The 14682-nt window shown below is 43.7% G+C and carries 12 protein-coding genes; 4 read left to right on the plus strand and 8 right to left on the minus strand.

Features of this window, described 5'->3' with window-relative positions; genetic code table 11:
- On the plus strand, window positions 1-90 hold a 90-nt coding region (locus LCM10_RS20890; RefSeq protein WP_224875669.1), incomplete at its 5' end, for an IS3 family transposase.
- A 100-nt stretch (window positions 91-190) separates the two neighbouring features.
- Here the strand turns inward: LCM10_RS20890 and LCM10_RS16565 are convergent.
- Window positions 191-961, minus strand: coding sequence for a Cof-type HAD-IIB family hydrolase (locus LCM10_RS16565; protein ID WP_224877399.1), 771 nt, complete (start codon window positions 959-961; stop codon window positions 191-193).
- Window positions 962-1681: 720 nt separating this feature from the next.
- Here LCM10_RS16565 and LCM10_RS16570 point away from each other — a divergent pair.
- Entirely contained in the window at window positions 1682-1888 is a 207-nt protein-coding gene (locus LCM10_RS16570) for a DNA-dependent RNA polymerase subunit epsilon (protein ID WP_224877400.1), read from the plus strand.
- A 4-nt stretch (window positions 1889-1892) separates the two neighbouring features.
- Window positions 1893-3560, plus strand: coding sequence for a ribonuclease J1 (gene rnjA, locus LCM10_RS16575; protein ID WP_224877401.1), 1668 nt, complete (start codon window positions 1893-1895; stop codon window positions 3558-3560).
- Between the two features lie 51 nt (window positions 3561-3611).
- Here the strand turns inward: rnjA and LCM10_RS16580 are convergent, their stop codons facing one another.
- The 6 genes from LCM10_RS16580 to LCM10_RS16605 all read right to left on the minus strand — a co-directional run bounded on the left by LCM10_RS16580 (window position 3612) and on the right by LCM10_RS16605 (window position 12097).
- Window positions 3612-4274, minus strand: coding sequence for a potassium channel family protein (locus LCM10_RS16580; RefSeq protein ID WP_224877402.1), 663 nt, complete (start codon window positions 4272-4274; stop codon window positions 3612-3614).
- 133 nt (window positions 4275-4407) lie between these two features.
- Window positions 4408-5421 carry a cytochrome d ubiquinol oxidase subunit II gene (locus LCM10_RS16585; protein WP_224877403.1) on the minus strand — a complete coding sequence of 338 codons (1014 nt, stop codon included), beginning with the start codon at window positions 5419-5421 and terminating at the stop codon, window positions 4408-4410.
- Window positions 5422-5480: 59 nt separating this feature from the next.
- Entirely contained in the window at window positions 5481-6818 is a 1338-nt protein-coding gene (locus tag LCM10_RS16590) for a cytochrome ubiquinol oxidase subunit I (protein WP_224877404.1), read from the minus strand.
- Between the two features lie 362 nt (window positions 6819-7180).
- Window positions 7181-8140: a nuclease-related domain-containing protein gene (locus LCM10_RS16595; RefSeq protein WP_224877405.1), complete on the minus strand. Its 960-nt coding sequence runs from the start codon at window positions 8138-8140 to the stop codon at window positions 7181-7183.
- A gap of 363 nt (window positions 8141-8503) precedes the next feature.
- Window positions 8504-10333 carry an ABC transporter ATP-binding protein gene (locus tag LCM10_RS16600; RefSeq protein ID WP_224877406.1) on the minus strand — a complete coding sequence of 610 codons (1830 nt, stop codon included), beginning with the start codon at window positions 10331-10333 and terminating at the stop codon, window positions 8504-8506.
- Between the two features lie 9 nt (window positions 10334-10342).
- A complete protein-coding gene (locus LCM10_RS16605; protein WP_224877407.1) occupies window positions 10343-12097 on the minus strand; it encodes an ABC transporter ATP-binding protein in 1755 nt (584 codons plus the stop codon).
- Window positions 12098-12440: 343 nt separating this feature from the next.
- On the opposite strand from LCM10_RS16605, the gene LCM10_RS16610 reads away from it, so the two are divergent.
- Window positions 12441-13316: a mechanosensitive ion channel family protein gene (locus LCM10_RS16610; RefSeq protein ID WP_224877408.1), complete on the plus strand. Its 876-nt coding sequence runs from the start codon at window positions 12441-12443 to the stop codon at window positions 13314-13316.
- A gap of 52 nt (window positions 13317-13368) precedes the next feature.
- Here the strand turns inward: LCM10_RS16610 and LCM10_RS16615 are convergent, their stop codons facing one another.
- Window positions 13369-14496 carry an N-acetyldiaminopimelate deacetylase gene (locus LCM10_RS16615; RefSeq protein ID WP_224877409.1) on the minus strand — a complete coding sequence of 376 codons (1128 nt, stop codon included), beginning with the start codon at window positions 14494-14496 and terminating at the stop codon, window positions 13369-13371.
- Window positions 14497-14682: the final 186 nt, after the last annotated feature.

Here is a 14682-nt window from a genome sequence, read left to right on the forward strand (position 1 = left end):
CACTGGTACAATCATGACCGGTCAAAAGAAAAATTGGCTGGGATGAGTCCTGTCGAATACCGAACTCACTCCAGCCATTCAGCTGCATAATAAAACTCTAACTTCCGGGGGTAAGCACCAGTTCTGGATGCGGTTTTTTCTATCTGAAATATCAAAGGGATGAAGAGCTTAAATCCAGCTTCATACACTATTAGATCAGTTGGAGCTCCTTCAATCCGTAATAAATCCCATCTTCGTCCACAGGCTTCGTGATCATGTTTGCATGCTTCTGTACCTCGGACACAGCGTTGCCCATCGCAATACCCGTTCCTACCGACTCTAGCATCTCAATATCATTAAGACCGTCCCCGAATGCATAGACGTCCTCCATCCTGAATCCTAATCGGGCAATCATTTTCTTGATTCCCTCGGCTTTGGATCCCCCGCCTGGAAGGATATCCATGGAATACTGGTGCCAGCGGATAAAAGTGAATCCCTTGTATTTCTCCCTATAGAAGTGTTCTTCTTCTTCTTGACAGAAAAGAAGTGACTGATAAATATCACGGCCTTTATAAAAATCAGGAGAATAACCAGGATGAGGAAATTTCAAACTATCCATACTTTCTTGAATGTACCGGTGATGCTTTTGATTCGCCTTCATCGTTTCATGATTCAAGTGGACGACCGGGTGTCCAAAGCGATGACTGTCCTCTAGCAGTTCTTCAAGCTTTTCTACTTGTAATGGATTTGTATGGATGACCTCATTTTCAAATACGACATATTGCCCGTTAAAAGAAACATAAGATTCTATCCCCAATTCCTTTCGCAAGCCTTCATACATAAATGGCGCCCTTCCTGTTGCAATCGCCACATATGTCCCATTTTCCTGAAGTGTTTTAATCGCTTTTTTCGTTGCGTCAGGCAGCTTTTTGTCGTGATCCAATAAGGTTCCGTCTATATCAAAGAAAACTATTTTTTTCATGAGTGATCTCCTTTTTACAACTATATCGATTTGATTCGCTTAATAACGTAAACCTTTGAGAATTAATTGTCAAACAACCATTTCCGCCTCATTACCATACTTATCCATGTAAGAGAATCGGAAAATTCCGTACACTAGTAGTAAGACAATAGAGACGTTAGCCTCATTACACCTTTACTTCAACGGACATTCTCGGTAAACTAATGATAAGGAGTGAGCAATATGTTAAAGAAGCTGAGAAAGAAGCTTTTAAAACAGTGGAAAGATATTCTCAGAAGAAAAACGATTGCCTAGACCGACTCCCTTAGACACTAGTTTTTAAAGACAATAGGAATGTTATACGATTAGGGACTGAAGCCATTAGAGGGGAATTTTCGTCTCCTTTGGTTTTCAGTCCCTCTTGTTTGTCGGTACCTACTACCCCTATCCGGGTTGAGGACTATGTGAACAAAGCGTTTTTTCAACGCCACTTCCTCGTAAAACTTTATTTACTTGCAAGAATCCTTTATAATCAAAACATACATATTCAATTTTAACATGGTAGATTACATTTTATTATTGTTTATATTAGAAGTGACAGGGAGACAATTCCATATAAGGGAACACTTCCATCCTTCATTACCACGGGTAGTCATACGTACCCGATTTATATAGTTGATAACTTTTTTATCATAGATGAAAGTTAGATTTTTTGAAAACGGATAAGGAGAGAGAAAAAACATGATTTTCAAAGTATTTTACCAAGAAAGTAAAGCTGAAGTGCCTGTTCGCGAATGCACTCATTCACTTTACGTAGAAGCAGAATCAGAACGAGAAGTACGCCAAAAACTTAAAGAAAAACCGTTTAACATCGAATTCGTACAAAAGCTAGAGGGCGCTTTTTTAGAGTATGAACAAAATCACCATTCTTTCGAGTTGGAGAAATAAGTAGATGAAATTTGTGAAAAATGACCAGACCGCAGTATTTGCCCTTGGCGGTTTGGGAGAAATCGGAAAAAACACATACGGCGTACAATTTCAAGATGAAATCATTTTAATCGATGCAGGGATCAAGTTCCCTGAGGACGAGTTGCTCGGTATTGACTATGTAATTCCGGATTACACATACCTTGTAAAGAATGCGGATAAGATCAAGGGACTCTTTGTCACTCATGGTCACGAAGACCACATTGGCGGGATTCCATACCTTCTTCGCGAATTGAATATTCCGATCTACGGAGGCAAACTTGCCCTTGGCCTGATTAAGAACAAGTTGGAGGAACACGGTTTATTAAGGAATGCAAAGCTGAATGTCATCAAAGAAGATGATGTGATCAAGTTCCGCAAAACTTCCGTTACCTTCTTCAGGACAACACATAGTATTCCGGATTCTTATGGAATCGTAGTGAAGACACCACCGGGAAATGTCGTCCACACAGGAGACTTCAAATTCGACTTCACACCGGTAGGCGAGCCCGCGAACCTCGCCAAGATGGCTGAAATCGGTAAGGAAGGCGTGCTATGTCTGTTGTCTGACAGTACGAACGCCGAGGTTCCAAACTTCACAATGTCCGAACGCAAGGTTGGAGAAAGCATCAATGATATCTTCCGTAAAGTTGACGGACGTGTCATCTTTGCTACATTTGCATCGAATATCCACCGCCTTCAACAAGTAGTGGAAGCAGCTGTCTACCATAACCGCAAAGTGGCCGTATTCGGTCGCAGCATGGAAGCAGCCATCACAATCGGTCAGGAATTAGGATATATCAATGCTCCTAAGGATACATTCATCGATCACGGCCAAATCAACAGGCTTCCTGCAAATGAGGTCGTCATCCTATGCACAGGATCCCAAGGTGAACCGATGGCAGCATTGTCAAGGATCGCAAACGGTACTCACCGCCAGATTCAAATTCAGCCTGGTGATACGGTAGTATTCTCTTCTTCCCCTATTCCAGGGAACACGATCAGCGTTAACCGCACGATCAATTTACTGTATCGTGCAGGTGCGGAAGTCATTCACGGTCCATTGAATGATATCCATACATCGGGTCACGGCGGCCAGGAAGAAATGAAGCTGATGCTCCGCTTGATGAACCCTACATTCTTCATGCCTATTCACGGTGAATTCCGGATGCAGAAGATGCACGCCCAGATCGGTGTCGATTGTGGAGTCCAGGAAGGGAATTGCTTTATCATGGACAATGGTGAAGTGCTTGCTTTAAGCAGCGATTCAGCACAGGTTGCTGGCAAAATCCCTTCAGGCAATGTCTATATCGATGGTAGCGGAATCGGTGATATCGGGAATATCGTATTGCGAGACCGCCGCATCCTTTCAGAAGAAGGACTTGTCATTGTCGTCGTCAGCATCGATATGAAGGAATTCAAGATTGCTTCAGGCCCAGACTTGATTTCAAGAGGATTTGTCTACATGCGAGAATCCGGGGACCTCATCAACGAAGCACAGAACTTGATCAGCAAGCATTTGAATAAGGTCCTTGAAAGAAGAACTTCTCAATGGTCCGAAATCAAGAATGAAATCACCGATACGTTGGCTCCATTCTTATACGAAAAAACAAAAAGACGTCCAATGATCCTACCGATCATCATGGAAGTTTAATAAAATAAAAAGAAAGGCTCAGTGAAAACTGAGCCTTTCTTTTTTTGTGTACTAAAGGGAAAAGACTTTCTTCTCGAATCGATTGATATCCGTGTCTGCACCGATGACGATCAGGATATCACCCACTCTGATTTGTTCATCAGCCTGCGGCGAAACGATGATGTCCTTTTCCCGTTTAATGGCAACAATATTGATACCGTACTTTGCTCGGATATCGAGGTCGATCAGCGTGTTACCTGCTAAAAGTTCATTCGCTACGATTTCAACGATGGAATGTTCATCCGAGAGTTCAAGATAATCAAGTACGTTATTTGATACGATATTATGAGCGATCCTGCGTCCCATATCGCGTTCAGGATGCACGACTTGATTGGCCCCGATTTTCCTTAATACTTTTTCATGATAGTCATTCTGTGCCTTGACGGTAATATTCTTCACGCCAATTTCTTTCAACATGAGCGTCGTTAATATACTTGATTGAATATCATCGCCGATCGCTACGATGACATGATCAAAGTTCCTAATACCCAGGCTCTTCAGCACGGATTCATCTGTTGAATCGGCAACGACCGCATGAGAAGCAATCGTAGAGAACTCATTTACTTTATCCTCATCCTGGTCGATGGCCATCACTTCCATCCCCTGTTCTGTCAGGGAACGTACGATACTTCCCCCGAAACGTCCCAATCCAATCACTACAAATTCTTTTTTCATTATAAATTCCCCCAGATTTTCCAGTAATCATACTACTATTTTATCACGAAGTTCCTCTACTGATAGAACGATAAAGTGAAAAAACAAAAAAATCATGACGTCCGTATTGGCACATCATGATTCTTCAATGACTCTATTTGTTCCCTTTTACATACTCTGCATCAAACAAAAACAATCTCATCAAAAGGAATAAAGATGGAATGAGCAGAAGCAGTCCCGCAATGAAAACGATCACCAAAGCGATCCCCATCGTATCATTGGTCACACTTGATTCAATCGTTATGAAGGGTTTCAATATATATGGAAGATGAGATGCCCCGTACCCGAAAAACGCAAAGAAAAACTGCAGCATCACCAGGAGGAATGCTGTCCCAAATTTTCTTCGTTTATAAATCAAGAACGAAGCAATGATAAAGCTGAGTAAAGATAGGCCGAACATCCACCAAATATCGAGGGCATTCATAAAATGTTCCCCATTATGTTCTCTCAAGCCCACGAACACCAAGAAACTTGCCAGGATCGTCGGTGGACTCCAAAACAACGAAAATTTCCTGAGCAGCTCTCTCGAATCAATGTCCCCTGCCCGATCGGCATAATACGTTAAAAAGGTTGCGCTGATAAATAGTACGGACACGATCGAAAGCACGACGACACTCCATGAATAAGGGCTTTTGAACAATTCACCTGCAAGGAATTTGACACTTCCTTCTGTAACTTGGAGGAATCCACCTTCTGAAATCGTCAATGCTGTCGATAACGAAGCAGGTATCAACAATCCTGTCGCACCATAAAGGAAAAGGTAAACAATATTTTCTTTCGAGCCATAATGATTAAATGCATAGAAGCTTCCCCTGATCGCCAGCAATATGATCGCAATGCTTCCAGGAATCAGTAACGCAGTGCCATAGTAATAAGCCGTATCAGGAAAAAAACCTACAAGACCTACGAAAAAGAATACGAAGAAGACATTTGTCACTTCCCATACAGGCGATAAATAGCGGCTGATCAGAGCGTTCAACGTATGCTCCTTGTTTCTCAACCTACCGTAAAATGCAAAGAAACCGGCACCAAAGTCAATTGATGCCACAATTAAATAACCATAAAGGAAGATCCATAAAACCGTGATCCCCAATAGTTCCAAACTCATTGTCAGTCCTCCCCCATTATTGATAAGCAGAACACTTTCTCAAATCGCTCAACCTGTGATTATGCAGACCGTCGCGGGAATCGTTGTTCCAATTCGGCTTCGGCAGGTTTATTCTTGAACATCTTGATCAGGACAACCACACACAGGATGGCAAGAAGAACATATAAAGCTACGAACATCGCGAATGTCAATCCGACTCCATCCGCTTTAGTGGCCGCATCCGCCACCTTCATATACCCACGAAGGATCCATGGCTGTCTTCCCACCTCCGCATAAATCCAACCAAATTCGATCGCAAGCATCGCTAATGGACCGCTCGCAACGATCCCCCATAGCAGAGGCTTATTCCATTCATTCCGCTTCTTCCATTTCCAGAAAAGAATGAACAACCCTGTAATGAAAATACTGTAGAAGCCGATCGAAACCATTAGATCAAACAAGTAATGGATCCAGAGCGGAGGTCTTTCATCTTCAGGCGTTTCATTCAGACCGATGACTTCATAATCGAAAGAACTTCCTGCCAAAAAGCTCAGGAATCCCGGTAATCTGATTTCGTTATGCACCTCGTTATTTTCATCCAATGTACCAAAAAGGATTAAGTCGGCATTATCTTCCGTCTCAAAATGCCATTCGGCAGCCGCCAACTTCTCAGGTTGATATTCTGCCAGGAATTTAGCCGATAAATCGCCAGCCAGAGCCGATCCAAAGGCAAAGATCAGTGCGGAAACCATCGTCAAACGAAGTGCTTTCCTATGATACTCACTGCCTTTCTTCTTTAAGATTGCAAATGCCGTGATTCCACCCAGGATCAGGGCTGAAGTCAAGTACGCCGTCGTCAAAACGTGAAACACCTTGGTAGGAGTAGCGGGATTCAACATAGCCGCAATCGGATCGATATTGATTGCCTTCCCGTCGCTCAGCTCAAACCCTTGAGGCGTATTCATGAATGCATTCACTGTCGTAATGAACAACGCCGATGCAGAGGATCCGATCATCACTGGAATCGTCAAAATCCAGTGAATCCACTTATTCTTAAAACGATCCCACGTATATAAATAAATCCCCAAGAATATGGCTTCAAAGAAAAACGCAAAGGTTTCCATGAACAGAGGCAGTGCAATCACCTGTCCGGCAACCTGCATGAACGAAGGCCATAACATTGAAAGCTGCAACCCGATCGCCGTCCCGGTAACGACACCCACTGCAACCGTAATCGTAAAGCCACGCGCCCACCGTCTCGCAAGCAAAAGATAATGAGGATCATTACGCTTGATCCCCATGAACTCGGCAATCGATATCATGATCGGCACACCTACACCAATCGTTGCAAAAATAATATGAAAGGCAAGCGTTGTGGAAGTCAACATCCTGCTTAAAATCACACTATCTAACATCATTTCATTAATCCCCCCACCAGATCATCTCGGATACTAATCTTTATCACTTTACTGCCATTATAAAACCTCACTTTGAGTTTGTGAAGTATTGAACATGAATATTTTGTGACGTTTTTCACAAAGTGTTGGTGTTGATTTTGGTGTTGATTTTGGTGTTGATTTTGGTGTTGATTTTGGTGTTGATTTTGGTGTTGTGGGGGCGCTGGGGGCTGGGTTGGGATTGGGTTGGACTTGGTATTGGGATGGTTTTAGACTTGTAAGCTAGAAATGGGGTTGGGTGGTTTGGGACGTCTGGGCTGTACTTGGTATTGAGGTGGTGGGCCTTATTGGTGTAGTGAGGCGAAGTGTGATGGCGTTCGCCTTTAGACAGAATGGAATGGGGTGACATATTGTTTATTTTTGTTTTCTCCCTGTGAGTTCAATCTCATGGAGTTTAAGATGCCGTGAACCACTTTTGATGAGTTCACGTGAAGAAACGATCGCGCCTGCTTATTACTAATCTTAGGGTTCACCAACAAAAAATAATCGAAGATAGCCTGCACGTGGGCTTGCTTATCGTAACTTCCGCACGAATTGCAGTACCACGAGGCTTTTTTCCTTTCCATACCGAATGTTCGACAATTAACACACTGTACACCCGTCAAGATTGTTTCTTCTATTTTTGTGAAGATAGGGGGATCGATGTGGGCTTTCAGTAATTTCTTTGCGGCTTTTTTTGCATCTCGATCACAAAGGACCGTTTTGGGGTAATCCGTTTGTATTTCACTGAGTTTCTTGAGAAGATCCGCAACCTTGATAACACGTTGCTTAAACTGCTTACTGTTTGGCAAACCGTTTAGTACTGACGATGGATTTGTAAATACCACTAAATAATCAACCGGCAATTGGGCAAATCCGTTTGCTTTAAGCCACTGACGTAAATGGTGGGAATAGCGTTCCGCCTGGGAAATCGGATTGGTGAACCCGGTAATGATGCCATCATTATTTGTTCTAGAAAATTGGTTGAATTCACCACCTATATTTAACATACCGGATATATTCTTGACTTCGAGGATAAGTGCAACGGATTTGAAAATTAAAAGGGAGTCGATTTGGAAAGTGGTTTTTCCGATTGGAATTTGAAGGTCATTCAAGATGAGGACATTCTTTTGACTGAGGGTACTCAAATGGCGATCCACCTTGCATTCTCCGTGGTATCCGGACCAGTACTTAAGGAGATCTTCTTTGATTTTAGGGCGATGCGGGGAATTTTGAGGAATCCTCCTTAAAAGTGCTTCTTTATAGAGGATGATGAGAGGGATTTTTCTACCTTTGATGATCAAGCGATCACTCCTTTTCAATGTTTATCCAAATATTCGACAGCATTTTGTGAAATTCCTCTATTTCGGAGGATTTTTTTTATGAGTATCGGTGTGTGAGTAGATTTATCTGCCATTTTCAAGATTTATCTGCCAAAAAATCATTTTATCTGCCGTTTTTCCGATTTATCTTCCAAAAATCCAATTTATCTGCCATTCTTCATTTTTCGACATCATCCGCGCGCACTTTTCCTCACTACTCCTCCGCACACGCCCCCCCACCTCCAACAGCACCCCACAGCCCCGCACCAGCACTTCAACACCCCCCTCACTACAACAAAACCAACACACAAAAAAACCCCCGCACAACAAATGCGGGGTCCAACATCACATAGCATCCAACATCTTAAATTGAGATCTGACCAATTCGAAGTAATGCCCTTCCTGTTCCATAAGTTCATCGTGATTGCCCGATTCTTTGATCCTGCCCTGTTCAAGGACGAAGATATTGTCCGAATCACGGATGGTGGACAGTCGGTGGGCAATGATGATGGCGGTTCGGTCCGCCAGTAGTTTTTTGAGGGCGTTTTGAATCTTCACTTCGGTTTCGGTGTCGATTGACGCCGTTGCTTCATCCAGGATGATGATGCGCGGATTGGCAAGGAGCGCACGTGCGAAGGAGAGAAGTTGCCTTTCGCCTACTGACAGGACGTTTCCTCTTTCCTCAACCTCTGTTTCATATCCTTTTGAAAGCTTTTCAATAAAATCATTGGCCCCGATGGCTTCCGCCGCTTTCATGACTTCCTCATCGGAGGCATCCGGGCGACCGAAACGGATGTTATCCATGATCGTACCCGAGAAAATGAACGTATCTTGAAGGACGATGCTGATCTGGCTTCTCAGGCTCGAAACCGTGACGTCACGCAAATCGACACCGTCAACGCTCACTGTCCCATTGGTAGGATCGTAGAAACGGCTGACTAAATTGGCGATGGTCGTTTTTCCTGAACCTGTATGGCCAACCAACGCGACGGTCTGACCGGCCTTCATTTCAAGATTGATGTTTTGCAGTGCTTTCCTCTTATCATCATAGGAAAATTCCACATCATCAAACTGAATCCTTCCTTTGATGTCATTCAATTCGATCGCATCACGTTTTTCATTGACGATCGGCTGTTCATCTAGGAATTCAAATATACGCTCTGAAGAAGCCATCCCGATCAGCAGCTGATTATACACTTGACCGAGCCTTGAGATCGGCTCCCAGAACATCCCGAGATAGAACGCGAATGAAACGAATGCACCGAGTTCAAGTGAACCTGCCTGGATGAGGTGGACACCGTACCAGATCAATACTGCCGTTCCGACCGCATTCGTCAATTCTACCATCGGTCGGAACATGGCGTTCTTCTTGGTGGCTGTTTTCCAACTGTCGTATGTTTCGGTGTTGACGCCATCGAAGAACGCCATATTTTCTCTTTCCTGCGTAAATGATTGAGTCACACGGATTCCTTGAATGCTTTCATTCAAGTGAGAGTTAAGCTTCGCCTGTTTGATCCGTACATCCTGCCAGGACCTGCGGATATTTTTCCTCAAGCTGGTGGATATGAAGAACATGATTGGCAGAATCACCATGACTGCAAGCGTCAGTTCAGGACTGAGTGTAAACAGGATGACAATGATCCCTGCCAGGAGGATGATATCCATCAAGAGGTTGATGACCCCATTGGTGAATAGTTCCTGAAGGGAATTGATATCGTTCATGATCCGGACGAGGATCGACCCTGCGGAGCGCTGGTCGAAAAAACGATGCGATAGCCACTGGACGTGACTGAATAAGTGCTTCCGCAAATCATAAATGACTCCCTGCCCCAACTGGTTCATCCAGCGGATCCTGAGGACATTGGCAATGTAATTAAGGATGTATAACCCTGCAATGATGCCAACCAAAGTAAATAGGAGTGTGCCATCCTTTTGTCGGATCGCTTTATCTAAGGTATAGACCCCTATCAAGATAGGGATGATCAAACGGATTGCGGTCGTGATCAAAACGGTCAGGATTGAAAGGGGAAGCAGCTTCTTGGAATATGGCTTTAAATAGGTCAGAAGACGCCATAGCTGTTCCCAGTTAAACGGCTTATCGATGACCTGATCAGTTGAATAATGAAATCGACTTAACACGTTTTTATTCACTTTCGCTTTAGGATTCTTGCTCATTCCCCTCACCTACCTTCCTTGTACTTGTAATATTTTTTTTTGATCCTTGTATTGAATATCATAGATTCGCTGATATGGGCCGTTATTTTTCAATAAGAAGTCATGGACCCCTCTTTCAACGATTTTCCCATCCTCCATGACGAGGATTTCATCTGCATGCTTTAATGAAGAGATACGATGGGCAATGATAAAGGTCGTCCGGTCGGACATGACATTTTTCAGCGCCTTTTGAATTCTGAATTCAGTTTCCATATCTACCGCACTAGTGGCATCGTCCAGGATGAGGATGGACGGATCGGTACAAAGGGCACGCGCAATGGCAATACGTTGTTTCTGCCCGCCAGAAAGACCGAGCCCCCTCTCTCCCAATCTTGTATCATAGCCATCCGGGAGTTCTGTGATGAAATCGTGGGCCTGTGCCATCTTGGCTGCCGCAATGATTTCGTCCATCGTGGCTCCGGGACGTCCGTAAGAGATGTTCGCTTTGATTGTTGAAGAGAACAAGAACGATTCTTGAAGTACGACTCCGATATTATTTCGAAGTGATTTCAACGAGTAATCATCGAGCATTTTCCCGTCGATCCGAATTTCTCCTTCACTAGGTTCATAGAAGCGGGTCAAGAGCTGGGTGATACTTGTTTTACCCGATCCAGTACTTCCGATCAGACCGATGATTTTTCCACTTTCTGCACGGAACGAGATATCCTGGAGTGCAGCTTCATCATGTTCTGTGTAGTTCAAGGATACGTGGTTGAATTCCACTTCGCCCCTCATACGGTCCACATCCACGACATCCGGGTGATCTTTGATTTTTTCATCAACTTCTAGGATTTCAAGCAACCTTTCCCCTGAGGCTTTTGATTGTGAAAATAAGTTGATCGTGAATCCGAGGTTCATGATCGGCCAGATGATATACCAAACGAGGCTGTAAAAGGCGACTAGTTCCCCCGGCTGCAGAGTTCCATTCATGACAAGGTAACCACCGTAGGCAAGAAGGGTCACTACGCTTACATTGCCGAGAAACTCCATCAGTGGAAAGTACTTTGCCCAAATATCCGAGGTGGAAAGATAGTTATCTTTATAATCACCGTTTGATGCATTGAACTTGTTAATCTGAAAGTCTTCCCTTGATAGGGATTTGACGGTATTGATTCCGCTGATATTTTCCTGGACATTCGTATTCAATTTACCGAATGACTTCCGGATGCCCCTGAATGCCGGGTGAACGGCTTTATCAAACTTGTAAACAGCTATTGCTAAAAATGGCAATGTGATAAGCGTGACGAAGGTCAATGATGGAGAGTAATAGAACATGACTCCAAAACTGACAGTAATTAATAAGAAGAAACGTAATAGTTCGGTGAAACCGAAAGATAAGAAAAAGCGGAATGCTTCAACGTCGGCCGTCAGACGTGACATCAAGTCTCCAGTTTTTGCATTATCATAATAACTGAATGGTAAAAATTGCAGTTTCTCATACAATTCATTCCTTAATCTGTACACCGACGTGATCCCGAACAAATCACCACAGTACTGCTGGATGAAAGTCGTGATCCCTTTCACGATCATGATGGCAACAAAGCCGAATGCGAGATAAGGAATCCACTGATAGTTCCCTTTCAGGATCACATCATCGATTGTTTTCTGCAGGATGATCGGATACACAACGGTGATACCCGTCACAAACAACAAGAAGAACATCGAAATGATAAAGTATCTCTTGTATGGCCAATAATAGGCTTTTAATTTTTTGAATGTTTCCATAATTACTCTCCCTTCCCCTGGGTGCATAAAAAACGACGTACTAATAAATATATCGGCTTTCGAAATATTTATCTACCCTTTTTTGGATTTTTTTCTTTTTTATGAATTGTTCTTCAAGTGAAAATGTTTGACTATAAACCCATCATAAAACCTATTCTATCCAAAAAAATCAGTCCATTGACCGATGATTAGTCGATATTCTGGAGGAGAAATCCGGATGCATTGTTCCTCGCCCCCTCTTGTTTTCCTTCATCCATAAAAGTAGGCATTTAAAGGGTTCTCCTTTGACATAACCCTTGGAACAATGTGTATACTATAAAGGTTATCATTTATATAAGAAAGGATGTTTAGATTGAATTACATAGTTGGATTGAACGTGCTTGGCGATAAGTTCGCCAATTTTGATTGGGGCGGTCTTCTCGTGACGATCGGGATCGGCGCCTTACAGATTTTAGCGATCTGGATTGCCTTTATCATCGTTAAGGGAGCAGCAAACAAGGTCCTCGAAAGGGTTTTTGATAATTACAGTAAAAGGAATGACGTGTCTGCAGGCAGAGCACAGACACTTCTGAGTCTCAGCAAGAACATTGTGGGATATGTCCTGATCTTCATTTTCTTTGTGACGATCCTTCAAATCTTCGGTATCCAGGTAACTGCGATCCTTGCTGGAGCCGGTATTGTCGGTCTCGCAGTCGGTTTCGGGGCACAGGGACTTGTAAGTGATGTTGTGACGGGCTTTTTCATTCTATTAGAGAAGCAGGTCGATGTTGGTGACTATGTCACGACCGGAAGTTTTTCAGGGATTGTAGAAGAGGTCGGCCTCCGGACTACACATATCCGTGGTTTCGATGGTACCCTCCACTACGTACCTAATAGAGAAATCACCAGCATAAGTAATCATTCGAGAGGGAATATGCGGGCACTTGTTGATATCGGGATCTCCTATGACGATGATATCGACAAAGCAATTGCTGTACTCCAACAGGTTTGTGACAAAATCGCTCAAGAAGATGAGAATATCATCGACGGCCCGAATGTCATCGGTGTTCAGACACTTGGTGCCTCCGACGTTGTACTCCGCGTAATCGGAAAGACAAAGAATATGGAACAATGGGGTGTAGAAAGAAAGCTTCGTAAAGCACTAAAAGAAGCCCTTGATCAGAACGGAATCGAAATTCCTTTCCCTCATCAAGTCTATATCGAAAAGAAGGAACAGTAATGGTATGAAAGAGGGTCGTCCCGATGTCGGGACGACCCTTTCGTATTCTCAGTTATTTCGTTGACAGCGACCCGATGTACGCAGTCAATGTCGAGATTGCGTAATCAATCGCTTCTTCATCAGGGTTCAACTTTGAATGATGAAGGCCATGGTCCGAATCCACTCCGAGCCAGAACATGAATCCCGGGATCTTCTCCAGCATATAACCGAAATCCTCTCCGGTCATCGCCTCCTTGCAGATGACTAGCTGGTGATCATCGTTCGATTCGAGAAAAGAAATGAAGTCCCTGGTCCATTCGTGATCATTGTATACTTGTCGATACATACTGCCATAGTCTACTTCAATTTCACAATCGTAGCTGATCTTCATTCCTTCAATCATCGCTTCCAACCGTTCTTTCACGCTTTCCATCGATTCTTTGGATAATGTGCGGATCGTGCCTTCCAGAGTGGCCGTTTCCGCAATGATATTCTGTACAGTACCACTTTCCATCTTCCCGATCGTAATGACGGCGCTATCAAGGGGATCGACGTTTCTGGATACGATCGTTTGAAGCTGTGTCACAAAATGCGATGCAACCACGATCATGTCCTTCGTTTGATGAGGATACGCCGCATGTCCACCTTTTCCTTTAAACTTCAGAAATAGTTCGGACGTGTTGGCAAACAGGAGGCCTTCTTTGATCGCAATCGTCCCTACTTTATACTCGGGAGCAATATGAAGGGCAAAGATGACGTTTGGCATCCACTCTTTCATCTCTTCACTTTGAAGCATCGGCTCTGCCCCGCCCGGTCCCTCTTCTGCAGGCTGAAAGATAAAGACCAGATCATCCGGAATCGGGTGGTGAACGAAATGTGTCAATACGCCGAGTGCTATCGACATATGGAGGTCGTGGCCACACGCATGCATTCTACCTTCGTGATCGGATTTGAAATCCAGACCTGTTTCTTCCTCTATCGGAAGGCCATCAATATCGCTTCGATAGCCTATGATCCTAGTCGGAGCAGTCCCCTTCACCTTAACAAATAGCCCTGTCTTCCACTTCTTCACTTGGAATCGATGCTGCGGCAGGGATAATAAATAGTTCAATAAATACTCCTGCGTCTTATACTCTTGAAATCCCAGCTCCGGGATTTTATGCAAGTCCCTTCTGATTGCTTTGAAATCGGTCTTTGTCATGCTGGATTCCTCTCCTTCCCTTGTAAGCCTCGGTATACAAAAAGAACAGACGAAAGATGATCTTTACGTCCGTTCTTCCAATCAAGGTAAATAGATAACTCATAGCCGCATCATGCAGGGGAAAACCAATCGCATTCCGGTGTGTTGTGCTTCCGAGCCGGCGCTATTATGTGATCCTCCCGCATC

The sequence above is a fragment of the Rossellomorea aquimaris genome, assembly GCF_020171925.1.
Lineage (GTDB): Bacteria > Bacillota > Bacilli > Bacillales > Bacillaceae_B > Rossellomorea > Rossellomorea aquimaris_F.

Coding starts and splice junctions, on each gene's coding strand:
- LCM10_RS16610 (WP_224877408.1), top strand. CDS start 12,441: ATGTTTAGATTGAATTACATAGTTGGATTGAACGTGCTTGGCGATAAG.
- LCM10_RS16565 (WP_224877399.1), bottom strand. CDS start 961: ATGAAAAAAATAGTTTTCTTTGATATAGACGGAACCTTATTGGATCAC.
- LCM10_RS16615 (WP_224877409.1), bottom strand. CDS start 14,496: ATGACAAAGACCGATTTCAAAGCAATCAGAAGGGACTTGCATAAAATC.
- LCM10_RS16585 (WP_224877403.1), bottom strand. CDS start 5,421: ATGAGTTTGGAACTATTGGGGATCACGGTTTTATGGATCTTCCTTTAT.
- LCM10_RS16605 (WP_224877407.1), bottom strand. CDS start 12,097: ATGGAAACATTCAAAAAATTAAAAGCCTATTATTGGCCATACAAGAGA.
- LCM10_RS16570 (WP_224877400.1), top strand. CDS start 1,682: ATGATTTTCAAAGTATTTTACCAAGAAAGTAAAGCTGAAGTGCCTGTT.
- LCM10_RS16600 (WP_224877406.1), bottom strand. CDS start 10,333: ATGAGCAAGAATCCTAAAGCGAAAGTGAATAAAAACGTGTTAAGTCGA.
- rnjA (WP_224877401.1), top strand. CDS start 1,893: ATGAAATTTGTGAAAAATGACCAGACCGCAGTATTTGCCCTTGGCGGT.
- LCM10_RS16590 (WP_224877404.1), bottom strand. CDS start 6,818: ATGATGTTAGATAGTGTGATTTTAAGCAGGATGTTGACTTCCACAACG.
- LCM10_RS16580 (WP_224877402.1), bottom strand. CDS start 4,274: ATGAAAAAAGAATTTGTAGTGATTGGATTGGGACGTTTCGGGGGAAGT.